The sequence below is a fragment of the Microbacterium phyllosphaerae genome (genome assembly GCF_050628115.1).
GTDB lineage: Bacteria > Actinomycetota > Actinomycetes > Actinomycetales > Microbacteriaceae > Microbacterium > Microbacterium phyllosphaerae_A.
This window is the reverse complement of sequence record NZ_CP192502.1, coordinates 3,381,271-3,404,458: the sequence shown is the minus strand read 5'-3', so window position 1 is coordinate 3,404,458 and position 23,188 is coordinate 3,381,271. Positions and strand designations below refer to the sequence as shown.

Here is a 23,188-nt window from a genome sequence, read left to right as displayed (position 1 = left end):
GTGCATCCCCTGCCCGGGGGTGCGCGGCATTCTCATGAGCGGGTCGAGATCAGCAGACGATGCGACCGTGGTTCATGATGTCGTCGTCGGGCGTGTCCTTGGTGACGAGCGCCTTGAGTGCTCCCGCTGCCATGGCGATCTTCCCCTTCGCGGGCTCCCAGAACTCCGTCACCGTGGGAGTGACCTTCAGCAGGGCGATGCCGGGCGTGTCGAGGCCCTCCTCGAACCAGATATCGAGCGACGGCGAGTACAGCTCCTCCATCTTCGTGCGGTCGTGCACCACGGATGCGTTGCCGGCGACCGACACATATCGCATCCCTTTGGCGTCGCAGTACGACAGGCCGACCTGACGGTGTGCGCGCGCCTCTTCGACCTTCTCGGTGTCTTCCGCAGTGAAGAACCAGATGTCGCCGGCGTCGTCCATCTGCCGCGTCGACATGGGGCGGCTCACGAGATTGCCGTCGTCGTCTGTCGTCGTCAGCATCGTGAAGTCGATGTCCTCCACCAGCTCGGCGACTCGGGCGAGGGCTTCAGGTCCAGTGATCTCTGTCATGTCGACAGCTTCGTACTCGCGCGACCGAGAGGCACGGGGATTGACAGGAAGAGCGCCACATGATCGCCAGCGGCGTTGCGACGCACACGCGTCGGACCACGCGTGACAGTCTGGAGACATGACCGAGGAACCGCTGCCGGAAACGCTCAGCTCTGAGATCAACGCCGTGCTGGACGGGGCCGGTGTCAAGACCGATCGGCGTCTGGTGATGCGCATGATGCGAACGGCGATCCTGCTGGGCGAGGACGGCACCAACAGGCTCGACCTCAAGATCGCGTCCGCGGCGCTGGCCGAGATGCGCGACGCCTTCCGGCTCTTCGCTCCTTTCGAGGGAGTGCCGAAGGTCACCGTCTTCGGATCGGCGCGCACGCGGCAGGACGATCCGCTCTACGTCCAGGCGCGAGCCGTCGCCGAGGCCCTCGCCGCAGACGGCTGGATGGTCGTGACGGGCGCCGGCCCCGGAATCATGCAGGCCGCGGCTGAAGGCGCGGGTCCCGCACTCTCGCTGGGGGTCTCGATCCGACTGCCGTTCGAGGAGAAGGCGAACAGCCTCGTCGCGGGAAGCGACCACGTCGTCGCGATGAAGTACTTCTTCACCCGCAAGCTCATGCTCATCAAGGAGTCCATCGGCTTCATCTGCCTTCCGGGCGGATTCGGCACTCTGGACGAGATGTTCGAGCTTCTGACTCTGCAGCAGACGGGCAAGGCCGAGCCGACGCCGATCGTGCTGCTCGACGAACCCGGCGGTACGTTCTGGAACGGTCTCAAGCGCTTCATCGACGAGGATCTCGCGCCGACGGGAGTGATCTCCGAAGGCGACTTCGACCGCGTCGTCATCACGGACTCGGTCGAGTCGGCGGCCGCAGTGATCGCCGGCTTCTGGCGCAACTACGATTCGCTGCGCTGGGTGGGGGACACCCTCGTGCTCCGCCTCCGCACCGAACCGACCGATGCCGAGCTCGATCGTCTGAACGGGCAGTTCGGCGGGATGCTGGTGAGTGGCAGTATCGAGCGGTCCGCGCCCCGGTCGCCCGAGGTCGCCGACGACGACGTGCTGCACCTGCCGCGGCTCGCGCTTCACCTCGACCAGCGCCAGGTCGGCAACCTCTTCCGTCTGATCGGTGCGATCAACTCGCTGGATTCTGCTCCCGCGCTCTGATCCCTGCAGCGAACGAGGAGAGATCGACCTCGTGCCCGAGGATGCGCTCGGCGGCGCGGTGGCCTGAGTAATAGGCGGCCCCCACCGTGGCGGGCTCATCGCCCCAGGTGGCCTCGCCCGCGAAGTGCAGCACGCCGTCGACGGGGCCTGCCGCGTCGTCGTGATCGTGATGCGATGACCCGACGGCCAGGTGCGAGTATGACCCGTTCGAGAACGGGTCATGCCCCCAGCGGGTGATCCAGTGCGCTGTGGGCGCGCCGACGGCGTCGCCGTACAGCCTGTGCAGCGCGGCGAGCACGTCCGCGACGATCTCCTCGTCGGCGAGTTCCTGCATGCGACGTCCGAACGGGCCGGCGGCGAAGGTGAGGAGGGTCGGCAGCCCGCTGACCGCTGACACGTCGTACCAGGAGTGCCAGTGCTCACCGGCGTCGCCGAGCGCGCGAATCACATAGCTCTCCTCCTCCCAGAAGCGCTCCGGGAACTGGACGAAGATCTTGTTGAAGACGCCCATTCCGAGACGCCCGACGGGGCCCGCGACGGCGTCGGGCAGGGGCGGGGTGAAGTCGATCGAACCGGCCTTGAGCACGCCGAGCGGCACCGTGACCAGCCCTCTGCGGGCGGAGAAGTCGCCGGCGGCGGTCGAGACGACGACCCCGTCCGGCGTCCGAGCGACCCGCGTCACGATGTGCTCGAGCCGGATGTCGAGCCCCACAGCGATGCGACGGGGGAGTTCGTCGTATCCGCGCGGAAAGATCACCTCGTCGCCGTCGATGGCGTCCTCGTCGAGCCCGTGCGCGTCGAGGTCGCCGATCCAGGCCCCGCACTGCTCCTCGACGCGGTGCCGGAAGAACTCGCGGACCTCGTCGATGCGCTCCGGATCGAACCCGGAGCGGTCGAGCGCGCGCTCGGTCACGTCGAGGTAGGTGTCGCCGGGGGAGGACGCCGCGATCTCCTCGACCAGAAGAAGGTCGGCCATCGCGACGTCATCGACCCACTGCGCCGTGCTCGCGGCATCCAGCGGCCTGCCGTCCCCGTCGAAGTTCTCGATCGGGCGGCCACCGGCCTGAAAGCTGCCGACCGTGTACTCGATCGTCGGGATGTCCAGAGCCTGCACGAGGTCCCACAGGCGCGACCTCTCGATCCCGTGCACCCAGGACGCGCCGAGATCGACCGGGAACCCGGCGGTCCTGTCGGTGTTCATCCGACCCCCGACGCGATCGCGAGCCTCCAGTACCAGCACCCTCTCACCGGCATCGGCGAGCATGCGCGCAGCCGTCAGTCCTGACATCCCGGCTCCGATGACGATGGTGTCGTACGTGGTCACTGGGTCCTCCTGCGGTCCTGGCGCCGCGACGGTGCGGCGGCCGCCGTGGCATGGGGCGGTGGGCACAGGGTATCGTGGTACGGATGTCGTGCGAGCACACCCGCGCGACGAGAGCTGAATAGGGAGCCGTCATGGATATCGAACTGAGTCTGCTGCGTGGGATCGAGAAGGAGAAGGCGATTCCCTTCGATGAACTCGTCTCGATCATCGAACAGGCCATCCTGACCGCGTACTCGAAGCACGTCTCCGCAGACGGAGTCACCCCCGAAGGCGTTCGCGTCGACCTCGATCGTCGTACCGGGCACGTCGCCGTGCTGCAGGTCGTCAAGGACGAAGAGGGCGCGATCATCGGCGAAGAGGATGCCACGCCCGACGACTTCGGACGTATCGCGGCCTTCGCCGCCAAGCAGGTCATCAGCCAGCGTCTGCGGGACATCGCGGACGACGTCGTGCTCGGCGACTTCAAGGACAAAGAAGGCGACATCGTCGCCGGAGTGATCCAGCAGGGCCCGAATCCCCGCATGATCCACGTCGATCTCGGAGCCGTCGAGGCGATCCTTCCTCCGGAGGAGCAGGTGCCGGGCGAGGAATACACCCACGGGTCGCGCCTCCGCGTGTACGTGACCAGTGTCGCGAAGGGCCTCAAGGGGCCGCAGATCACCGTCTCGCGCACGCACCCCGGGCTCGTCCGCAAGCTCTTCGCGCTGGAAGTCCCTGAGATCGCCGCCGGGCTCGTCGAGATCGTCTCGTTGGCCCGCGAGGCCGGCCACCGCACGAAGATCGCCGTTCGGGCGAACGACCCGGCCATCAACGCCAAGGGCGCCTGCATCGGCGAGATGGGCCGCCGCGTCCGTGCCGTCACCGAAGAACTCGCCGGGGAGAAGATCGACATCGTCGACTTCGATCCGGAACTCGCGCCCTTCGTCGCCAACGCCCTCTCGCCGGCCAAGGTGACAAGCGCGTTCATCCTCGACGCGAACACCAAGGCGGTGCGCGCCCTGGTGCCGGACTACCAGCTCTCGCTCGCGATCGGCAAGGAGGGGCAGAATGCCCGCCTCGCTGCCAAGCTCACCGGCGCGAAGATCGATATTCAGCCCGACAGCGTCCTGGACTGACCGCTCGTCACGTCCGACTCGCGCGCCTCGCGTGAGTCGGACGGGAACACAGGTGTAAGATGGAACCCGTACGAATGTGCGTCGGCTGTCGCACACGTGCTCCCCGCGCCGCTCTTCTCAGGGTGGTGTCCCAGAACGAGACGCTCATCGTCGATGAGCGTGCTGTCCTGCCGGGGCGAGGCGCGTGGGTTCATCCGACACCGGAATGCATGGATGCCGCTCTGCGGCGTCGGGCTTTCGGACGAGCACTGCGCGTCTCCAGCGATCTGGATACGCGGAACATCGAACAGCACCCACCAAGAAACAAAGGCTGAACGGCTATGGAAACAAAGTGAACGGCTCGAAATGAGACCCGTCCGCGACTAGTGGTCTGCCCTGTCTGGGTGGACCGACCCCAGACAGGAGAATTGTGGCTGGTAAACCACGCGTACACGAGATCGCCGCTGAACTCGGCGTCGACAGCAAGATCGCACTTGCAAAGCTCAAGGAACTCGGAGAGTTCGTCAAGAGCCCCTCTTCGACCATCGAACCTCCGGTGGCGCGCAAGCTGCGCGCTGCCATCGAGTCGGACGCCTCGCTGAAGTCGTCCGGCGACGCCGCGCCCGCTGCAGCAGCGAAGTCTGCTGCCAAGCCCGGTGCTGCCAAGCCCGGTGCTGCGAAGCCCGGTGCTGCCAAGACCGCTGCGAAGTCGGCAGAGGCAACGCCCGATGCTGCGACGTCCGGTGCTGCGAAGCCCGGTTCCGGTGCGCCGACTCCCGGTCCGAAGCCCGGACCCAAGCCGGCGCCTGCTCCGGAGGCGCCCGTCGCTGCTCCTGCAGCCGAGGCTCAGGCCGAGCCTGCTGCTCCGGCGGCGGCGACCCCCGGACCCGCTGCTCCGAAGTCGAACGACGGCGGAGCTCCGAAGCCCGGCGCTCCGCGCCCCGGCAACAACCCGTTCTCCACCGCGCAGGGCATGGGACAGCGTCCCACCGGTCCGCGTCCGGGGAACAACCCCTTCGCCTCGGCGCAGGGAATGGGCCAGCGCCCGACGCCGGGTAACATCCCGCGTCCGCAGGCCCCGCGTCCCGGCGCCCCGCGTCCTGGTGCGCCTCGTCCCGGTTCCCCCCGTCCCGGCGCTCCGCGCGGCGGTCAGGGCGGTCGTCCCGGTGGTGCACCGTTCCAGCAGCGTCCGGGTGGACCCGGTCGTCCCGGCGGTGCCGGTGGACCCGGTGCGGGCCCAGGCGCTCGTCCCGGCGGTGGCTTCGCAGGTCGTCCCGGTGGCGGTGGCGGTCGCGGTCGTGGCCCCGGTGGAGGTACCGCTGGTGCGTTCGGCAAGGGTGGCGGCAAGAGCAAGCAGCGCAAGTCGCGGCGGGCGAAGCGGCAGGAATTCGAGATGCGGAGCGCCCCGGTCGTCGGTGGCGTCAATGTCACCCGCGGTAACGGGGAGATCATCCGCATGCGCCGTGGGGCATCCATCGCGGACTTCGCCGACAAGATCGAGACGCTGACCGGTTACACGGTTCAGCCCGGAACCCTCGTGACGATCCTCTTCAACCTCGGCGAGATGGCCACGGCCACCGAGTCGCTGGACGAGGCGACGTTCGAGGTCCTGGGTGCCGAGCTCGGTTACAAGATCCAGATGGTCTCGCCCGAGGACGAGGACAAGGAGCTCCTCGAAGGCTTCGGTCTCAACCTCGAGCAGGAGCTCGAGGAGGAGAGCGAGGACGACCTCGAGATCCGTCCTCCGGTGGTCACCGTCATGGGTCACGTCGACCACGGTAAGACCCGACTCCTCGACGCGATCCGTCAGACCAACGTCATCGACGGTGAAGCCGGCGGCATCACGCAGCACATCGGTGCGTACCAGGTGTGGACGGAGCACGAGGGCATCGAGCGTGCCATCACCTTCATCGACACCCCGGGTCACGAGGCATTCACCGCCATGCGTGCACGTGGAGCGCAGGTCACCGACCTCGCGATCCTCGTGGTCGCGGCCGACGACGGCATCATGCCGCAGACGGTCGAGGCGCTGAACCACGCCCAGGCGGCGAACGTGCCGATCGTGGTCGCGGTGAACAAGGTCGACAAGCCCGACGCCAACCCGGCCAAGGTCCGTCAGCAGCTCACCGAGTACGGTCTGGTCGCCGAGGAGTATGGCGGAGACGTCATGTTCGTCGATGTGTCCGCACGTGCCAACACCGGCATCCAGGAACTTCTGGACGCGGTGCTGCTCACGGCCGACGCGGGTCTGGACCTCACGGCCAACCCGAACAAGGCCGCTCGCGGTGTCGCCATCGAGGCGAAGCTCGACAAGGGGCGCGGTTCGGTCGCCACGGTGCTGATCCAGTCCGGAACGCTCCGCGTCGGAGACGCTATCGTCGCCGGAACGGCCTACGGCCGAGTGCGTGCGATGGCGGACGAGAACGGCGAGCAGGTCCTCGAGGCCTACCCGTCGCGTCCGGTGCAGGTGCAGGGTCTGAACTCCGTGCCGCGTGCCGGCGACGTCTTCATCGTCACCGAAGAGGACCGTATGGCCCGTCAGATCGCTGAGAAGCGTGAAGCGGTCGAGCGTAACGCACAGCTGGCCAAGGCCCGCAAGCGCATCTCGCTCGAGGACTTCACCCGCGCTCTCGAAGAGGGCAAGGTCGAGTCGCTCAACCTCATCATCAAGGGTGACGTCTCCGGTGCCGTCGAGGCACTCGAGGAGTCGCTGCTCAAGATCGAGGTCGATGATTCGGTGCAGCTCCGCATCATCCACCGCGGTGTGGGTGCGATCACGGAGTCCGACGTCAACCTCGCGACGATCGACAACGCGATCATCGTGGGCTTCAACGTCCGCCCCGACACGAAGGCGCGCGAGCGCGCTCAGCGTGAAGGCGTGGACATCCGGTTCTACTCGGTCATCTACAACGCGATCGACGAGATCGAGAGCTCGCTCAAGGGCATGCTCAAGCCGGAGTTTGAAGAGGTCCAGTCGGGTGTCGCCGAGATCCGCGAGGTGTTCCGCTCTTCGAAGTTCGGCAACATCGCCGGTGTCATCGTGCGCTCGGGAACGATCACGCGAAACGCCAAGGCTCGTGTCATCCGCGACGGTGTGGTGATCGCCGACGGCCTCGCCATCGAGTCGCTGCGTCGCTTCAAGGACGACGTCACCGAGGTGCGCACGGACTACGAGGCCGGTATCGGCCTCGGCAAGTTCAACGACATCCAGATCGGTGACGAGATCGAGACCACTGAGCTGGTCGAGAAGCCTCGCGGCTGATCGAGTCAGATATATGTCTTCGGGCGAGGATGCGTCATGCATCCTCGCCCGAAGGGTACGTAGAGGGAGAGAACAATGGCTGGTGAACGACAGGCACGTCTGGCCGATCGCATTCGTGTGATCCTCGCTGAGCGACTCGAGAAGGGGCTGCGCGACCCGCGCCTCGGCTTCGTGACGATCACCGACGTCCGCGTGAGCGGGGACCTGCAGCACGCTTCGGTCTTCTACACGGTGCTCGGCACCGAGGAGGAGCGTCTCTCCAGCGGGGCGGCTCTGACGTCCGCGACCGGGATGCTGCGCAGCGAAGTCGGCAAGCAGCTGAGCACTCGACTCGTCCCGACGCTCGAGTTCATCCCCGACGCGCTGCCGGAGAACGCCGACCACATCTCGGCGCTCCTCCGCGAAGCTCAGCAGCGCGATGCCGACGTGGCGAAGCTCGCGTCCTCCGCATCCCACGCAGGCGATGCAGACCCGTACATCCGCCAGGACGACGACGACACGCAGTCCTGAATATCGGAGCCCTCGTCTGAGGGCTCGAGGGGCTTGATACCCTCAGCTCAACGGGCGCTCGCCCCGGGGGCCTGGGGGGTTCGGAATCGACGTTCTGAGTGCGTACGGAGCGGCTTCGGTCGCCTCAGCTGCGGTGGAAGAGATACTCGAGGATCTGCTCGAGAATGATCTGAGCTGTGCGCCGCACGTCGTCGCGCGCCTCATCTCCGAGCTCACGGCCGATCCGCCGACCGTCAGAGCGGTCGTGTCCCAGCTCGATCCCGGTCAGCGCCACGGGCTGAGGCCTCTCCCGACGCCGGTGCCCATGGTCGAATCGATCGAGGCGCTCTACGCGCATCTCGTGCTCGACCCCGGTGATCGCGACCTGCTCATCGCAGTCTCGTTGCGTCTCGACGACAGGCTCGATCCGCTCCTCGACTTCGGGGGCCGCTCGGCAGCCGATCTCGCCGTCGGCGCCGTCGGTCCGCTCCTCGACATCCACGCGGGTCGGGTGAGACTCGCCGACCCGCGTCTGGCCATCTGGCTCCGTGCAACGAGCTCATCTTCGGCGGCAGCCGCCGTGCACGAACGGCTGCACCTCATCTTCGAGAGCCGGGGGGAGCATGTCGACGCGGAGTGGCATCGGGCGCGAGCGTCTCTCGGAGGATCGCCGGGCACAGCGCGTGAGCTGATCCGCATCGCTCGAGAGGCTTCCGAGTCCGGTCTGAGCGAGCGTGCATTCCATCTCGCTGCCGAGGCGGCGGCGCACGCGAGTGGGACGCAGCGAGACGAGGCGACCGTCGTGGCGGGCGTCGCGGCGATAGCCGCGGGCTTCGCGATCGAGGCAGCGAAGCAGCTCGCTGATCTGTTCCCCGGCGGAGACGAACGGTACAGGCTGCAAGGACTCGGTGGTCTACTCGTCGCGCTGGCGCATCTGCGAGGCGCTGTACCGGAGGTCGACGCGCAGGCGCTCAAGCCGCAGAGCGACGACGCGGAGGACTGGTACTCCTGGACACGTGCGTCGGCGTTCGCTGCCGTCCTCTGCGCGGAGAGAGGCGACCGTCAGGGCATGCGATCGTGGTTGGATGCGCTGCGGGAGGGCAGCACGAGGACGAACACGGAGAAGGATCTCCGCGACCCCGTGGTGGCACTCGCATGGCTCGTGCTCGGCGATCGGGAGATCGCGGACGTGCGAGGTGCCGGGCCGCTCACCGGTGGGATGGTGCGGGCCCTGCGCGCAGCGATGGATGGCGATGTCGATCGAGGCCTGCGGCTGCTCGCCGTCGGGGACTCGGGTCTGGGCATCGAGGTCGATCCGTTCGTCGCAGGGTTCGAGTTCAGCCCGCTCGTCGGAGCCTACCGAGCCATCGTCGAGGTGCTGCTGTTGATGTGGCGTGGCGACATAGCAGCCGCCCGCGCCCTGATGATCCGGGCATCACTGGAGCTGCCAGTGACGTTGCCCTTCGCGGGACTGGGTGTCGTGATCGCCCGTCGCCTCGATCTGGCGGTCCTCGGACGTCTCGGGCCGTTCTCGCGGGCCCTCAGTGCCGCGCTGCCGGCTCCGGCGCGCTTCGACCAGCTCGTAGACCGCGGCATCGAGGCGTTCTTGGCGGGTTCGACCGACGATGCCGTCTCGTTCATGCGGCTGTGGCTCGAACGAGGCGCGCCTCAGACGACGCTCTCCGTGCCCGGACTGGAGGAGGCGATCGTCGGTGCGGAGCCCATCGCTGGCGGACCGCAGCGGATCGAACCGCCCGAGATAGCGCTCGCCCAGCAACTTCGTCTGCGCATCACGAGATGCTCTGACGAGCAGTGGCGGACAGAACGCGCTCACGTGGCCGATGCGGCGAGGCGCCTCACGTCTCCATTCTCACGTGGACGCGTCGAAGCGATGATCGGAACGCGATCGCTCATCCGCGGAGACACCGAGATAGGCCGTGAGCACCTCACCTCCGCCCTGAGCCTCTTGCAGGTATCGGGGGCGACCGCGTGGGCTCGTGCGGTCAGCATCAGGTTGGATCGTCTGGATGCGGGTCAGCATCTTTCGGTTCCCACCTCGGATCCGCTCGCGTCATGCCGACGGGTGTGGGAGGGGCTGTTGACAGTGCGAGAGCTCGAGGTGGCGATGCTGGTCGTCGAAGGCACGTCGAACCGTGATATCGCCGAGGCGCTGCACATCTCGGTGCGTACCGTCGAGGTGCACCTCGGGCGCGTGTTCGTCAAGCTCGCGGTACGCACGCGTGTCGAGCTCACTGTCACGGCGCACCGCATCGGCCAGTACGTCTGAGGGACCTGTTCGACGCTCGAGTGTCAACGGGGGAGTGAGAGGGTCTCGCCGTCGGCCTCGGCGAGCCCGTCGGCGATGAGCGAATCGATCGCCCGGTCGCGCTGAAGCGGGTCCGGCCAGTCCGGCAGCACGCCCTGCAACAGCACCGGTCCCGGGGCGGCAGCGCGAAGGACGCGCAGCACCGCGCCTCGGGCCTGACGGTCCGAACCCTCGAAAGTCGCCTGGCGCCGGCGAGTGTCGCCCGTGTCGGGGCGTCCGGCCGCGACCCAGGCGCAGTCGTCGATCAGTGGACAGATCTCGCACCGAGGCGACCGTGACGTGCAGACCGTCGCGCCGAGCTCCATCGCGGCTGCATTGAACACGGCGGACTCGGCGTCGCCGGCGGGGAGCAGAGAGTCCATGAGGTCGAGGTCCCGGCGAGACGGCGAGCCGGGCTGCGCCTGCCCGAGGATCGCCCGCGCGAGCACGCGACGCGTGTTCGTGTCGACGACGGGATGCCGGTCACCGTATGCGAAGACGGCGACCGCTCTGGCGGTGTAGTCGCCGATGCCTGAGAGGAGCAGAAGCGGCTCGACGTCCCTGGGGACGACGCCCTCGTGACGATCCGTGATCTCGATCGCGGCACGGTGCAGCCACAGTGCGCGCCGGGGATAGCCGAGGTTCGCCCACTGCTGCACGACCTCGGCAGGGGTGGCGCCTGCCAGAGCCCGCGGGGTGGGCCATCGCGCGAGCCAGGCCTCGAGATGCGGGATCACCCGGGTCACCGGCGTCTGCTGCAGCATGAACTCGCTGACGAGCGTGCCCCAGGCGCCGAACTCCTCGTGGAACTCTCGGCGTCGCCACGGAAGATCGCGTGCGGCCTCCCGATACCATGCAGCCAGAGGCTCCATCGTCGCAGCAGCGGAATGAGACGTCGAGGGCACCTCGTCAGCCTAGGCGAACCGAAGCGCACCGGAGGCGGGACGCTGAGCAGCCGGTCGCACCGTAGGCTTGATGGATGGTCTCGCCCGGCATCCTCCTCGTCGACAAGCCCGCTGGACTGACCAGCCACGATGTGGTCGCGCGCACGCGCCGCGCACTCGGAACCCGCAAGGTCGGGCACGCGGGGACTCTGGACCCGATGGCCACCGGCCTCCTCGTGATCGGCGTCGAAGGCGCGACGCGGCTGCTGACCTACATCGTCGGCGCGGACAAGACCTACGAGGCGACGATCCGACTCGGGCAGACGACCGGAACGGACGACGCCGACGGTGAGATCCTGACGCGCGCGCCCGAGCAGGCGTGGGATGCGGTGACACCGGAGCGGGTCGCGGCGGGTGTCGCCGCGCTGACGGGGGCGATCTCGCAGGTGCCGAGCTCGGTGTCGGCGATCAAGGTCGATGGCCGACGCGCCTACGACCGGGTGCGGGCGGGGGAAGAGGTGGTGCTCGCCGCGCGCGATGTCACGGTCTCCCGGTTCGACATCGTCGCCGAGCGCTCGGGCGACGGATCGTTGGACCTCGACGTCGTGGTCGACTGCTCGTCCGGAACCTACATCCGCTCACTGGCCCGCGATCTCGGCGCAGCCCTCGGTGTCGGAGGACACCTCACCGCTCTACGACGCACCCGAGTCGGCGACTTCGACGTCGCGGATGCCGTGGTGATCGACGACATCGTCGAGAAGGCGCTTCTCACTCCGGCTGCTGCGGCAGCACGTGTGCTCGATCCGCTCCCCGTCTCGGCGGTGGATGCCAGGGATCTCCGGCACGGTAAACGGCTCACCGATCAGGCCTCTCGACTGAGCGGTACTCTGGCCGCCGCGATCGACGAGGACGGCGTGCTCATCGGCGTCGTCGAGCGCCGGGGGGCCGACCTGAAGAGCGCGATGAACATGCCCGAGGTGACCCGGTGATCCTCTGGCTGACGATCGCTCAGATCGCGGTCGCGACCGCGGCCGGACTCTTCTGCATCATCCTCGGCCTCGCGGGTCGGCGTCCGAGCGACTTCTCCGTCGGTGCGCTCGCGCTCGTCGAACTGCTTCTGATCGTCCAGGTCGTCGTCGCGATCGTGGCGCCGCTCGTCGGCAACCCCCCGACCGGTGATCTGCTGGAGTACTGGGTCTATCTCGTCTCCGCGGTGCTGCTGCCGATCGGCGCTGTGCTGTGGGCCCTGATGGAGAGAAGCCGGTGGAGCACGGTCATCCTCGGAGTCGCCGGGCTCGCCGTCGCGATCATGGTCTGGCGAATGCACGTCATCTGGACGATACAGGTGGCCTGAGCGTCCTGGTGCGCATCCGAGGTCTCCGGCCCGGAACTAGAATGAGTGGCGCTATGAGCACCACCGTCCCCACCTCCCGGATGACCGGCATCGGCCGTGTCCTCGTGATCGTCTACGCCGTCATGGCGCTGGCGGCGACCGGTCGAAGCTTCGTGCAGATCTTCCGGCAGTTCGACGAGGCGCCACTGGCGTACTCGCTCTCGGCGCTGGCGGCTGTCGTCTACATCCTCGCGACCCTGGCGCTCGTGCTCGCTGATCGGCGCGGCTGGTACGTCGTGGCGTGGGTCGCGATCGTGTTCGAGCTCACCGGTGTCCTGGTGATCGGCGCGCTCAGCGTCTTCTTCCCCGATCTCTTCCCGCACGACACAGTCTGGTCGATGTTCGGGCGCGGCTATGTCTTCATCCCGCTCGTGCTGCCCGTCTTCGGTATCTGGTGGCTGCGCACCCATCGACCGACCCGAATTGTGCAGGAGGCACCCGCCGCCGAGGTGTCCGCATGATCGTCTTCCGCGACCCCGAGGAGGTCCCGGAGGACTTCGGCCCCTCCGTCGTCGCGATCGGAAAGTTCGACGGCGTCCATGCCGGTCATCGGGCGGTCATCCGCCGGCTGAAGCAGGTCGCCGACGAGTCCGGCCTTCGCACGGTGGCCGTCACGTTCGACCGGAACCCGCTCGCCGTGCTGCGACCTGATCGCTGCCCCGAGAACGTCGTCACCGTCGAGCGCAAGCTCGAGCTCCTGGGCGAACTCGAACTCGACGCGACCCTGCTGCTCACCTTCGACGCAGAGTTCGCCGCGCGCAGCGCCGAGGAGTTCGTCACGAGCATCCTCGTCGGAGCGCTCGGCGTGTCGACGGTGCTCGTGGGCGAGGACTTCCGGTTCGGACGCGGGGGAGCGGGTACACCCGCGTTGCTGCGGGAGCTGGGGCCGAAGCACGGTTTCACGGTCGAAGTCGTCGACGATGTCTTCCTGGACGGCTCCGATCGACGGGTCTCGTCGACCTGGATCCGCGAGCTGCTGATGGACGGCGATGTGACGACTGCCGCGCGCGTGCTCGACCGCCACGTCGACGTGCGGGGCGAGGTCGTGCACGGTCTCAAGCGCGGTCGAGAACTCGGATTCCCGACAGCGAACCTCTCGGCCTCGGTCGACTCGTTCGTGCCGGGCGACGGGGTCTACGCCGGATGGCTCGTCGACCACGAGACCGGGATCCGTCACCGGGCTGCGATCTCGGTCGGCACCAACCCGACCTTCGACGACGTCCTCGAGCGGCAGGTGGAGGCGCACGTGCTCGGCGAGACCGACCTCGATCTGTACGGCCACGACGTCACCGTCGAGTTCGTCGAGCGTCTGCGCGGCATGGTCGCCTTCGAAGGCATCGAGAAGCTCAAGTCGCAGATGGCCGCCGACGTCACCGACGCCGAACGGGTCCTCGAAGCTCCGCGAAGCTGAACTCCACGCCAACTCTCCGTGACGTGATCTCGGTCCGATGGTCGGCATGGCGTAGAATAGGCGACGGTGGTTGACGGATCTCGCGACCGAGTCGCGCGTCGATGACCACCGGAACTACTGTTCGTACGGTCCTGGCTCACGCCACACGCGGACATCGAGAACGGCTGCCGCATCCTGTGGATGCTCAGCCTTCACGCTCAGGAGGAGCATGCCGACCACGGCGACTGCCGCAACGCGGCGCAAGAAGACGTCTCGTCGCGACGATGAGGCGCCCCTCATCCCGATCCTCGCACGCAAGGTGCGCGAGATCGAGGCGAAGTCGCAGCGCGGAAAGCTGGGCCCGACGAACCGGGTGAAGTTCCAGGTGATCGCGTTCCTGGTTCGCGAAGAGCGCGCCAGGGTCAAGGCGGACACCGAGATCGCCGATGCCGCCCGTGCGGAGCTGCTCAAGCGGCTCGACGGCGTGGCGACGATCCTCGCCAAGACCGCTGCCCGCGACACGTCGCTGATCCAGCTGCTCGAAGCCGATCAGGCGACGTCGCCGGTGGCGAAGCGCATGCGTCGCGACTGGCTGCTCGAATCGGGCGCGGAACTCGCACCCGAAGAGCTCATCATCGCCGACATCGCGCCCGTGCAGACGTCGGTCGTGTCCGCGGCGATCGCCGAGCGTCAGGTGACCCCGCCGTCGGTCGAATCGCGCCAGCTCGCGAACCCGTTCCTCGCTCCGGACCTCACCCCGCGGGCCAGCACGACCCCTCGTCGTCGGCTCGACGGCTGGGAGCTCATGGGCCCCCTCTACAAGGCGTTCGAGACTGGCGCCGGCGGAGGCGCAGCGAGCATGGATCTGCCGGCCGCACCGGAGTACGACCACCTCTCGCCGAAGGGTCTCGAGGTGATGGTGCACCAGTCGCGCTTCCTCGAGGCTGTGCGTGAGGGGCACAGGAGCTTCCTCCTCGCCGACGAACCCGGCCTCGGCAAGACGGCTCAGTCCGTGCTGGCGGCATCCGTCGCGGGCGCGTACCCGCTTCTCGTTGTGGTGCCCAACGTCGTGAAGATGAACTGGGCGCGCGAGGTCGAGCGATGGACGCCGCAGCGCAGGGCGACGGTCATCCAGGGCGATGGCGCCGATATCGACGCGTTCGCCGACATCTTCATCGTGAATTACGAGATCCTCGATCGCCACATGTCGTGGCTCGCGTCGATCGGCCTCCGGGGCATGGTCGTCGACGAGGCGCACTTCATCAAGAACCTCAGCTCGCAGCGCTCCCAGAACGTGCTGTCGCTGGCCAACCGAGTCCGCGAACGCACGCCGGGCGGCAACCCGCTGATGCTCGCACTCACCGGAACGCCCCTGATCAACGACGTCGAGGACTTCGACGCGATCTGGCGCTTCCTCGGCTGGACGACGGGCGAGAAGCCCGGCCCCGAGCTGATGGAGAAGCTCGACGCGACCGGTTTCACGCCTGCCGACAAGGCCTTCTATCCCGAGGCCCGTGAAGCGGTCATCTCCATGGGAATCGTCCGCCGCAAGAAGAAGGACGTCGCGGCCGACCTCCCCGACAAGCTCATCGCCGATCTGCCGGTGCAACTGGACGACGAGTTCGGGCGCAGCATCCGTCAGGCCGAGCGCGAGCTCGGAGAGCGTCTCGCGGCGCGCTACCGCAGGATCATCGAGGCTCGCGGCGAACGCGGACTCGCACCGGGTGAGATCGACGAGGACATCGTGCGCCTGGTCGCGCAGAACGAACTCGAGGAGTCGAAGGCCGCAGGCACCGGAGGCGACAACGTCTTCACCATGGTGCGTCGCATCGGACAGGCGAAAGCGCAGCTCGCGGCCGACTATGCAGCACAGCTGCAGCGCTCGGTGGGCAAGGTCGTGTTCTTCGCGAAGCACATCGACGTGATGGATCAGGCCGAGGCGCACTTCGCGTCGGCCGGCATCCGCTCGGTGTCCATCCGTGGAGACCAGACCTCGACCGCGCGTCAGCAGGCGATCGACGATTTCAACAGCGATCCGGACGTCGGCATCGCGGTGTGCTCGCTGACGGCGGCCGGCGTGGGCCTCAACATGCAGGCGGCATCCAACGTCGTCCTCGCAGAGCTCTCGTGGACTGCTGCGGAGCAGACTCAGGCGATCGACCGTGTGCACCGCATCGGTCAGGACGAGCCGGTCACTGCGTGGCGGATCATCGCGGCTCACACCGTCGACGCGAAGATCGCCGAGCTCATCGACCAGAAGCAGGGGCTCGCGGCGCGGGCTCTCGACGGCGAGGCCGTCGATGACGCGGCTGCGGAGCCCGTGCAGCTCGGGGCTCTCATGCACCTTCTGCGCGAAGCCCTCGGAGCGGCCTGACGGTAGAAGCTCTCGAAAGATCGGCGTTAAGAATCTCTATTCTTGGCGCCGATTTCTCGTTCTGAAGTCCCCGGCGGCGCATTTCTTGCGAATCGTCCCGAAGCGACCGCAAGATCGCCGGTTTTCGTCACCTCGAATGGCGCGTCCGCGCGTCGGGGCACTAGTGTCGATCGCAGGCAGCGTCGCCTTTTCCCCTTCCCCTGAACCCGTCTGAGGCAAGCATGAAGATCGGCATTCTGACGAGCGGTGGCGACTGCCCCGGACTCAACGCGGTTATCCGCGGCATCGTGCTCAAGGGCACCACGACCTACGACCTCGAGTTCGTCGGCATCCGCGACGGATGGCGAGGAGTCGTCGACGGAGACTTCTTCCCCCTGACCCGGCACGAGGTGAAGGGCCTGTCGAAGGTCGGCGGAACGATCCTCGGCACCAGCCGCACGAACCCCTACGAGGGCGAGCGCGGCGGCGCGGAGAACATCGCCAAGACGCTCTATGGCCACAAGATCGACGGCATCATCGCGATCGGCGGCGAGGGGACCCTCGCCGCGGCCGACCGCCTCGCGAAGGACGGCATCAACGTCATCGGCGTGCCGAAGACCATCGACAACGACCTCCGTGCCACCGATTACTCGTTCGGCTTCGACACGGCCGTCAACATCGCCACCGACGCGATGGACCGTCTGCGCACCACCGGAGACTCGCACCAGCGCTGCATGGTAGCCGAGGTCATGGGCCGCCACGTCGGCTGGATCGCGCTGCACGCCGGTATGGCGGCGGGCGCGCACGCCATCTGCATCCCCGAGGTTCCGATGTCGATCGACGACATCACCGAGCTGGTCTCCAGCGCCCACGATCGTGGACGCGCGCCTCTCGTCGTGGTCTCCGAGGGGTTCAAGCTGCTCGGCATGGATGAGGCGTACAGCGATAAAGGGATGGATGCATTCAACCGCCCCCGTCTGGGCGGTATCGGCGACCAGCTCGCACCGGCTATCGAGCGGATCACCGGAATCGAGACCCGCGCGACGATCCTCGGCCACATCCAGCGCGGCGGATCACCGTCCGCATTCGACCGCGTGCTCGCCACGCGACTCGGACTGCACGCCGCCGATGCTCTGGTCGACGGCGCGTGGGGCCAGATGGTCGCCATGCAGGGCACCGACATCGTGCGGGTCCCGTTCGCCGAGGCTCTCGGCGAGCTCAATACGGTTCCCCGCAGTCGCTACGACGAGGCTGCGGCCCTGTTCGGCTGAGCCGACGGCGAGATACCCCTCACGAGAACGGGCCGATCCTCACCGGATCGGCCCGTTCTCGTCGCAGGGGGATCAGCGCGCGGCGAGCCCGACCGTGTCGAGGATCCACGCGAGCTCGAAGGCACGTTCCTTCCAGGAGTTGTACCGTCCGCTCACTCCGCCGTGCCCGGCGACCATCTCGCACTTGAGCAGCGCGTCCGAGGCGCCTGCGACCCGCAGCGCCGCGACCCACTTGGCCGGCTCCACATAGAGCACTCGGGTGTCGTTGAGCGAGGTGACCGCGAGAATACGCGGATACTGGACGCCATCACGCACGTTCTCGTACGGCGAGTACGACTTCATGTACTCGTAGACGTCAGCACCGTGCAGCGGGTCACCCCATTCGTCCCATTCGATCACGGTGAGAGGGAGCGAGGGATCGAGGATCGTCGTGAGCGCGTCGACGAACGGAACTGCGGCCAGCACTCCGGCGAAGAGCTCGGGAGCGAGGTTCGTGATGGCGCCCATGAGCAGGCCTCCGGCGCTGCCGCCCTCGGCGACGAGTCGCCCGGGAGTCGTGATGCCCTGCGCGACGAGGTGCTCGGCGCACGCGACGAAGTCCGTGAACGTGTTGCGCTTGTTCAGCAGCTTGCCGTCTTCGTACCACTGCCGTCCCATCTCGCCGCCACCGCGCACGTGTGCGACGGCGAAGACGATACCTCGGTCGAGCTCGGACAGGCGGGCGACCGAGAAGCCCGGGTCGATCGAGTGCTCGTAAGACCCGTAGCCGTAGAGATGCACAGGGCGAGCCTCGGAGCCCGGATCGCCGAAGGAGCGCTTCCAGACGAGCGAGATCGGCACTCTGGTGCCGTCGGATGCCGTGGCCCAGGCGCGCTGCTGCCCGTAGTCGAGCGGGTCGTAGCCTCCGAGGACAGCGACCTGCTTGCGGAGTTCGAGCTCGCGCGTCGCGAGGTTCAGCTCGTACACGGTGCCGGGTGTCACGAACGAGGTGTAGCCGAGGCGCAGGTACGGCGAGTGCCATTCAGGGTTGCCGCTGACTCCCGCCGAGTACAGCGGCTCGTCGAAGACGATGTCCTGCACGGCATCCGTCGAGTAGTCGAGCAGCCCGACTCGCTCGAGTCCCTCCCTGCGGTACTCGACGGTCGCGAACTCGCGGAACGCGTCCATGCCGAGCAGTCGGCGCCCCGCTTCGTGCGCCAGGATGACACGACGTTCACCCTGCGGGGCGGATGCGGCGACCGAGACGAGCTCGAAGTCGAGTGCGCCGTCGTTGTGGAGGATGTACAGGCGATCCTCTCCGTCGACGACGGCATGCTCGAGCGAGTACTCGACGCCCTCGCGCCGAGGCCAGACGATCTCGGGTGGCGCGGTCAGATCGCCGGCCAGATCGACGAGGTACTCCTCGCTCGTGATGCTGGATCCGACGGCGATCACCAGATACCGGCGACTGCGCGTGATGCCGGCACCCAGCCAGTACTTCTCATCCGGTTCGTGGAAGAGCTTGACGTCCTCGGCCACAGGAGTGCCGAGGCGGTGCAGCCAGAGGGTGTCGGGTCGCCAGGCGTCGTCTCTGGTCGTGTAGAGGATCCCTGTGCCGTCCGGGGTGAAGAAAGCGCCTCCCGTGTCGGGGATCTCGTCGGCGAGAGTCTCTCCGGTGATGAGGTCGCGGACGTGCACGGTGTAGAGCTCGTCGCCCTCGAAGTCCGTCGCCCACAGGAGCTTGGTGGCATCGTCCGAGGTGTCGAACGCACCGAGCGAGAAGAACTCGTGGCCCTCGGCTTCGACGTTGCCGTCGAGCAGCACGGTCTCACCGGGCACGGGCACGCCCGGTTCGAGCACTGGGGGAGTCCAATCGTCCTCCGCTGCGGCGGTGCGGCAGTGGATGCCGTACTGGGAGCCCTCCTCGGTGCGGCTGTAGTACCACCAGTCGCCGCGCCGCGTCGGCACGGAGAGGTCCGTCTCCTGCACCCGACCTTTGATCTCCTGGAACAGCGTCTCGCGAAGGTCGGCGAGGTGGGAGAGCTCCGATTCGGTGTGAGCGTTCTCCGCCTCGAGATGCGCGATCACCTCGGGGGAGTCCTTCTCACGGAGCCATTCATACGGGTCATCGAAGGTGTCCCCGTGGTGAGTGCGGAGTGTCGAGCGGCGGTCTGCGATCGGGGCATCAGTCACGGCTCCCACGCTAGCCCAGGTCGAGTTGACCGGCACCCGACAGGGTGGGAAGATTGCCCGGGGCCGGTTAACGGAAGTCAAACCCACGGTGAACTCTTCGTTCGTCACGTCGATCCCGTCGACACCTCCTTCTTCCTCAACGACCGAAAGCGAACGGTGGAAACCGCAGCCCTCATCGTCGTGCTGGTTATCCTGCTGGCACTCTTCTTCGACTTCACCAACGGGTTCCACGACACCGCGAACGCGATGGCGACGCCCATCGCGACGGGTGCTCTCAAGCCCAAGACCGCGGTGCTTCTCGCGGCAGTCCTGAATCTGGTCGGGGCATTCCTCTCGACAGAGGTCTCCAAGACCGTGTCGCACGGGATCATCCGAGAGGACACGATCCAAGGCGATGTGTTCCTGCCCATGATCTTCGCCGGTCTCATCGGCGCGATCACGTGGAACATGCTCACCTGGCTGCTCGGTCTGCCGTCGAGCTCCTCCCACGCGCTGTTCGGCGGCCTCATCGGGGCCACACTGATCGGAGTCGGAGTCGGCGGGATCGACTTCGGCATGGTGCTGTCGAAGATCATCCTCCCCGCTCTCATCGCCCCGCTCACCGCGGGAATCATCGCGTTCGCCGCCACGAAGCTGGCGTATTCGATCACGCGGCGTTACGACGGCAAGCCAGACGGGCGCGACGGCTTCCGCTGGGGACAGATCTTCACCTCGTCGCTGGTGGCGCTCGCGCACGGCACGAACGACGCGCAGAAGACGATGGGCGTCATCACCCTGGCGCTGATCACGGTCGGCTGGCAGAGCAGCTCGCAGGCCGACCCGCACCTCTGGGTGATCATCGCGTGTGCGGTCACGATCGCGCTCGGCACCTATCTCGGTGGCTGGCGCATCATCCGCACCCTCGGAAAGGGTCTCACCGACGTCAAGCCCGCACAGGGCTTCTCGGCAGAGAGCTCGACGGCCGCGACGATCCTCGCATCCAGCGCCTTCGGCTTCGCTCTCTCGACGACGCAGGTCGCGTCGGGATCCGTGATCGGATCGGGTCTCGGCCGTCGTGGTTCGACCGTGCGCTGGCGCACCGCCGGCCGCATCGCGATCGGCTGGCTGCTTACGCTTCCCGCAGCCGGCGCCGTCGGTGCTCTCGCAGCGCTCCTGATCACGTGGCTCGGCAACTGGGGCATCGCGATCGACACCGTGCTGGCGCTCGCGGTCATCGTCGGACTGTTCCTGCGTTCGCGCAAGGACGCCGTGACCCCCGCGAACGCGATGAGCGACGTGGCGGAGTCGGGTCTCGCGATCGAGCAGCCCGACACGACGCCGCCCACCCGCCGTCAGCAGCGCATCGCCGACGCCAAGGCCGAGGCGAAGGCTCGTGCGGAGGCGCGCGAGCAGGTCAAGGTCCAGGCGAAGGCCGATGCCAAGGCCAAGGCTGAAGCGAAGGCCGACGCGAGGGCGAAAGCCGCGAAGAAGGCGGCGAAGGGCCTCGAACCGGCGAAGAAGATCGAGGATGCCGACACGGCGAGCAGTGAGGAGTCGAAGTGAGCGTCGACATCGACTGGATCGCATTCGTCCAGGTATTCATCGCAGCACTCGTCGGCGCCTGCGCCGTGGTGACGTTCTACGCCTTCGGCCTCCGTCTGCTGGTCCGCAGCGGGCGCGCGCCGGTCGTGAGCCCTGCCGAGTTCACCGATGCGATCACGGTGATCACTGAGAAAGAGCTCAAGCGTGCCGCGAAGCAGGCCGCCAAGGCGGCGAAGAAGAGCCCTCTGACCGACGGGCAACGGCGTGTGGCGCTCTTCGGGGCCTACGGATGCTTCGCACTGTGCGCTGTCGCGGTGGTGGCCGGCATCCTCATCATCGTCGTCGGGCACTGACCGGTCGCCGAGAGTCGGGTGTAGTCAGCGCAGCAGTCCTGCGACGAGGTCGTCGACGATGTCATCCGTCGAGGTGTCCGGATCGATCGGAGTGGTGAGCCGATCGAGCATCAGTCCGTCGATCGCGTAGTGGAACAGCGCGATCTCACGTCGGCCGCCCGGGAGTCCCGCAGACGAGTTGAACTCCACGTCTCCGGCGAGCCCGGCACGCTGCCAGGCGCCGATGAGAGCAGCGACCTCGGGTCGGCGGCTGCTCTCGAGCCGGAGCTCGAAGAGTGCGAGCGTCACGTCGCGATCCTCGGTGAGGCGTCGGACGATGTCGCGGATGTAGTCCGCGAACAGCTCCCTGCTCGGCGTCTCCGACGAGCGTCGAGCGAGGTCTGCCTCGCTCGGGGCGAGACGCTCCCCGATTCGGTCGACGAGCCCTTCCACCAGGGCGTCGCGGCTCCGGAAGTAGTTCGACGTCGTGCCCACGGGGACGCCGGCGACGAGGTCGACGGCTCGATGCGTGAGTCCGCGCGACCCCTCCGTCGCGAGGACTGAGAGCCCGGCGTCCGCGATCAGTCGTCGTCTGGTCTGGTTCTTCGCCATGCACGAACCCTATCTCGACTACTACAGCTGACGTGGTGCTGCTCCTCGTGGCGGTGTCGGGGTCGCGCCTAGGCTGGAGATCATGGCAGCGCATTCCGAGTTCATCTTCGGCCGTCACGAGCCGGCGTCCCACGTGATCATCCACGTGAGCGATCCGCATTTCCTCGCCGGAGGCGCGAGACTCGGCGGTCGCTACGACGTGGAGTCGAACTTCGCTCGCACACTCGACGCGATCCGGACCGTGCACCCGCACCCTGCGGCGATCGTCATCACGGGTGACCTCACGGATCTCGGGGAGCCCGACGCCTATCGGCGCCTGCGCACCGCCGTCGAGCCGGTGGCTGAGGAGCTCGGCGCCCCCGTGGTCTGGGTCGCGGGCAACCACGACGAGCGTCCGGCGCTGCGCGAAGGACTGCTCGACCAGGAGCCGAGCCAGGAGCCGATCACCGGGGTCTGGGATCTCGACGGGCTCCGACTGATCGCCCTCGACACGAGCGTGCCCGGCTGGCATCACGGCGACCTCGACGACGGGCAGCTCCAATGGCTCGCCGACCTGCTCCACGAACCCGCACCGCACGGCACTCTGCTCGCGATGCATCATCCGCCCCTCCCGAGCCACGTCCCGCTGTTCGACATCCTGGAGCTGCGGCATCAGGACGAGCTCGCCGAGGTCGTCCGGGGGAGCGATGTGCGCGGAATCCTCGCAGGGCATCTGCACTACTCGGCACATGGAACGTTCGCCGGAGTGCCGGTGAGCGTCTCCTCGGCGACGTGCTACACGATGAACGTCGCCCGGCCGGCGGCCGACGTGAACGGGATGGATGCGGCTCAGGCGTTCCAGATCGTGCACGTGCGACCCGACACGATCACGCACAGTGTCGTTCCGGTCACCGACGCCCCGACCGGCGATCATTTCTCTCCGGCGTGGCTCGAGCGGATGGCGGGGCTCAGCCCGGAAGAGCGGCTCGAGGCGTTCTCGCGCAAACGCTGACGCGCCGTCGTATCCCTGTCGGCGCATGCGCTCGGGCGTAGACTGGATGCATCCCCCGCACCACACACTCGCCACTACCCACA

Annotated in this window: 20 protein-coding genes; 15 read left to right on the top strand and 5 right to left on the bottom strand. The window is 67.4% G+C overall.

Going from position 1 to position 23,188, the window contains the following annotated elements; translation table 11 throughout:
• Positions 1-49: 49 nt before the first annotated feature.
• Positions 50-553, bottom strand: a complete 504-nt coding sequence (locus ACQ4LY_RS16380; RefSeq protein WP_431073199.1) for a pyridoxamine 5'-phosphate oxidase family protein — start codon at positions 551-553, stop codon at positions 50-52.
• Positions 554-671: 118 nt separating this feature from the next.
• Here ACQ4LY_RS16380 and ACQ4LY_RS16375 point away from each other — a divergent pair, with 118 nt between their 5' ends.
• Positions 672-1,712, top strand: a complete 1,041-nt coding sequence (locus tag ACQ4LY_RS16375; RefSeq protein WP_431073197.1) for a TIGR00730 family Rossman fold protein — start codon at positions 672-674, stop codon at positions 1,710-1,712.
• On the opposite strand, the gene ACQ4LY_RS16370 is transcribed toward ACQ4LY_RS16375, so the two are convergent.
• On the bottom strand, positions 1,681-3,036 hold the full coding sequence (locus ACQ4LY_RS16370) for a flavin monoamine oxidase family protein (RefSeq protein ID WP_431073195.1): 1,356 nt from the start codon (positions 3,034-3,036) through the stop codon (positions 1,681-1,683). The genes ACQ4LY_RS16375 and ACQ4LY_RS16370 overlap by 32 nt on opposite strands.
• 131 nt (positions 3,037-3,167) lie before the next feature.
• Here ACQ4LY_RS16370 and nusA point away from each other — a divergent pair, with 131 nt between their 5' ends.
• The 5 genes from nusA (at position 3,168) to ACQ4LY_RS16345 (ending at position 10,168) form a co-directional block, all read left to right on the top strand.
• On the top strand, positions 3,168-4,151 hold the full coding sequence (nusA, locus tag ACQ4LY_RS16365; RefSeq protein WP_431073193.1) for a transcription termination factor NusA: 984 nt from the start codon (positions 3,168-3,170) through the stop codon (positions 4,149-4,151).
• Between the two features lie 59 nt (positions 4,152-4,210).
• Positions 4,211-4,465: a YlxR family protein gene (locus ACQ4LY_RS16360; RefSeq protein ID WP_310503415.1), complete on the top strand. Its 255-nt coding sequence runs from the start codon at positions 4,211-4,213 to the stop codon at positions 4,463-4,465.
• Between the two features lie 95 nt (positions 4,466-4,560).
• Positions 4,561-7,392, top strand: a complete 2,832-nt coding sequence (gene infB / locus ACQ4LY_RS16355) for a translation initiation factor IF-2 (RefSeq protein ID WP_431073188.1) — start codon at positions 4,561-4,563, stop codon at positions 7,390-7,392.
• Between the two features lie 75 nt (positions 7,393-7,467).
• Positions 7,468-7,902, top strand: a complete 435-nt coding sequence (gene rbfA / locus ACQ4LY_RS16350; protein ID WP_056308204.1) for a 30S ribosome-binding factor RbfA — start codon at positions 7,468-7,470, stop codon at positions 7,900-7,902.
• A gap of 133 nt (positions 7,903-8,035) precedes the next feature.
• Entirely contained in the window at positions 8,036-10,168 is a 2,133-nt protein-coding gene (locus ACQ4LY_RS16345) for a response regulator transcription factor (RefSeq protein ID WP_431073185.1), read from the top strand.
• Between the two features lie 23 nt (positions 10,169-10,191).
• Here ACQ4LY_RS16345 and ACQ4LY_RS16340 read toward each other — a convergent pair whose 3' ends face one another.
• Positions 10,192-11,058, bottom strand: a complete 867-nt coding sequence (locus tag ACQ4LY_RS16340) for an A/G-specific adenine glycosylase (protein ID WP_431075713.1) — start codon at positions 11,056-11,058, stop codon at positions 10,192-10,194.
• 107 nt (positions 11,059-11,165) lie between these two features.
• Between ACQ4LY_RS16340 and truB the strand changes: the two genes are divergently transcribed.
• The 6 genes from truB (at position 11,166) to ACQ4LY_RS16310 (ending at position 17,477) form a co-directional block, all read left to right on the top strand.
• Positions 11,166-12,059: a tRNA pseudouridine(55) synthase TruB gene (gene truB, locus ACQ4LY_RS16335; RefSeq protein WP_431073183.1), complete on the top strand. Its 894-nt coding sequence runs from the start codon at positions 11,166-11,168 to the stop codon at positions 12,057-12,059.
• Positions 12,056-12,424, top strand: coding sequence for a hypothetical protein (locus ACQ4LY_RS16330; protein WP_431073181.1), 369 nt, complete (start codon positions 12,056-12,058; stop codon positions 12,422-12,424). The genes truB and ACQ4LY_RS16330 overlap by 4 nt, the downstream gene beginning before the upstream one ends.
• Positions 12,425-12,504: 80 nt before the next feature.
• Positions 12,505-12,924, top strand: a complete 420-nt coding sequence (locus tag ACQ4LY_RS16325; RefSeq protein WP_431075712.1) for a hypothetical protein — start codon at positions 12,505-12,507, stop codon at positions 12,922-12,924.
• The gene (locus ACQ4LY_RS16320; protein ID WP_431073179.1) at positions 12,921-13,874 is read left to right on the top strand and encodes a bifunctional riboflavin kinase/FAD synthetase; all 954 of its coding nucleotides are present in this window, start codon (positions 12,921-12,923) and stop codon (positions 13,872-13,874) included. The genes ACQ4LY_RS16325 and ACQ4LY_RS16320 overlap by 4 nt, the downstream gene beginning before the upstream one ends.
• Positions 13,875-14,082: 208 nt before the next feature.
• On the top strand, positions 14,083-16,227 hold the full coding sequence (locus tag ACQ4LY_RS16315) for a DEAD/DEAH box helicase (protein WP_431073177.1): 2,145 nt from the start codon (positions 14,083-14,085) through the stop codon (positions 16,225-16,227).
• Positions 16,228-16,448: 221 nt separating this feature from the next.
• Positions 16,449-17,477 carry an ATP-dependent 6-phosphofructokinase gene (locus ACQ4LY_RS16310; protein WP_431073175.1) on the top strand — a complete coding sequence of 343 codons (1,029 nt, stop codon included), beginning with the start codon at positions 16,449-16,451 and terminating at the stop codon, positions 17,475-17,477.
• Between the two features lie 72 nt (positions 17,478-17,549).
• On the opposite strand, the gene ACQ4LY_RS16305 is transcribed toward ACQ4LY_RS16310, so the two are convergent.
• Positions 17,550-19,649 (bottom strand): S9 family peptidase, encoded by a 2,100-nt coding sequence (locus ACQ4LY_RS16305; protein ID WP_431073173.1) that lies wholly within the window; start codon positions 19,647-19,649, stop codon positions 17,550-17,552.
• 156 nt (positions 19,650-19,805) lie between these two features.
• Here ACQ4LY_RS16305 and ACQ4LY_RS16300 point away from each other — a divergent pair, with 156 nt between their 5' ends.
• Positions 19,806-21,191, top strand: coding sequence for an inorganic phosphate transporter (locus tag ACQ4LY_RS16300; protein WP_431073171.1), 1,386 nt, complete (start codon positions 19,806-19,808; stop codon positions 21,189-21,191).
• Positions 21,188-21,523, top strand: a complete 336-nt coding sequence (locus ACQ4LY_RS16295; protein WP_431073169.1) for a peptidase — start codon at positions 21,188-21,190, stop codon at positions 21,521-21,523. The genes ACQ4LY_RS16300 and ACQ4LY_RS16295 overlap by 4 nt, the downstream gene beginning before the upstream one ends.
• A 24-nt stretch (positions 21,524-21,547) precedes the next feature.
• Here ACQ4LY_RS16295 and ACQ4LY_RS16290 read toward each other — a convergent pair whose 3' ends face one another.
• Positions 21,548-22,114 (bottom strand): TetR/AcrR family transcriptional regulator, encoded by a 567-nt coding sequence (locus ACQ4LY_RS16290; RefSeq protein WP_431073167.1) that lies wholly within the window; start codon positions 22,112-22,114, stop codon positions 21,548-21,550.
• Positions 22,115-22,196: 82 nt separating this feature from the next.
• Between ACQ4LY_RS16290 and ACQ4LY_RS16285 the strand changes: the two genes are divergently transcribed.
• The gene (locus tag ACQ4LY_RS16285; RefSeq protein ID WP_431073165.1) at positions 22,197-23,105 is read left to right on the top strand and encodes a metallophosphoesterase; all 909 of its coding nucleotides are present in this window, start codon (positions 22,197-22,199) and stop codon (positions 23,103-23,105) included.
• The last annotated feature ends 83 nt before the right edge of the window (positions 23,106-23,188 follow it).

What these genes read in the sequence shown, in the direction of transcription:
- ACQ4LY_RS16375 (WP_431073197.1), top strand. Translation starts at nt 672, where the DNA reads ATGACCGAGGAACCGCTGCCGGAAACGCTCAGCTCTGAGATCAACGCC.
- ACQ4LY_RS16310 (WP_431073175.1), top strand. Translation starts at nt 16,449, where the DNA reads ATGAAGATCGGCATTCTGACGAGCGGTGGCGACTGCCCCGGACTCAAC.
- rbfA (WP_056308204.1), top strand. Translation starts at nt 7,468, where the DNA reads ATGGCTGGTGAACGACAGGCACGTCTGGCCGATCGCATTCGTGTGATC.
- ACQ4LY_RS16285 (WP_431073165.1), top strand. Translation starts at nt 22,197, where the DNA reads ATGGCAGCGCATTCCGAGTTCATCTTCGGCCGTCACGAGCCGGCGTCC.
- ACQ4LY_RS16290 (WP_431073167.1), bottom strand. Translation starts at nt 22,114, where the DNA reads ATGGCGAAGAACCAGACCAGACGACGACTGATCGCGGACGCCGGGCTC.
- ACQ4LY_RS16340 (WP_431075713.1), bottom strand. Translation starts at nt 11,058, where the DNA reads ATGGAGCCTCTGGCTGCATGGTATCGGGAGGCCGCACGCGATCTTCCG.
- truB (WP_431073183.1), top strand. Translation starts at nt 11,166, where the DNA reads ATGGTCTCGCCCGGCATCCTCCTCGTCGACAAGCCCGCTGGACTGACC.
- ACQ4LY_RS16360 (WP_310503415.1), top strand. Translation starts at nt 4,211, where the DNA reads ATGGAACCCGTACGAATGTGCGTCGGCTGTCGCACACGTGCTCCCCGC.
- ACQ4LY_RS16315 (WP_431073177.1), top strand. Translation starts at nt 14,083, where the DNA reads ATGCCGACCACGGCGACTGCCGCAACGCGGCGCAAGAAGACGTCTCGT.
- nusA (WP_431073193.1), top strand. Translation starts at nt 3,168, where the DNA reads ATGGATATCGAACTGAGTCTGCTGCGTGGGATCGAGAAGGAGAAGGCG.
- ACQ4LY_RS16320 (WP_431073179.1), top strand. Translation starts at nt 12,921, where the DNA reads ATGATCGTCTTCCGCGACCCCGAGGAGGTCCCGGAGGACTTCGGCCCC.
- ACQ4LY_RS16380 (WP_431073199.1), bottom strand. Translation starts at nt 553, where the DNA reads ATGACAGAGATCACTGGACCTGAAGCCCTCGCCCGAGTCGCCGAGCTG.
- ACQ4LY_RS16325 (WP_431075712.1), top strand. Translation starts at nt 12,505, where the DNA reads ATGACCGGCATCGGCCGTGTCCTCGTGATCGTCTACGCCGTCATGGCG.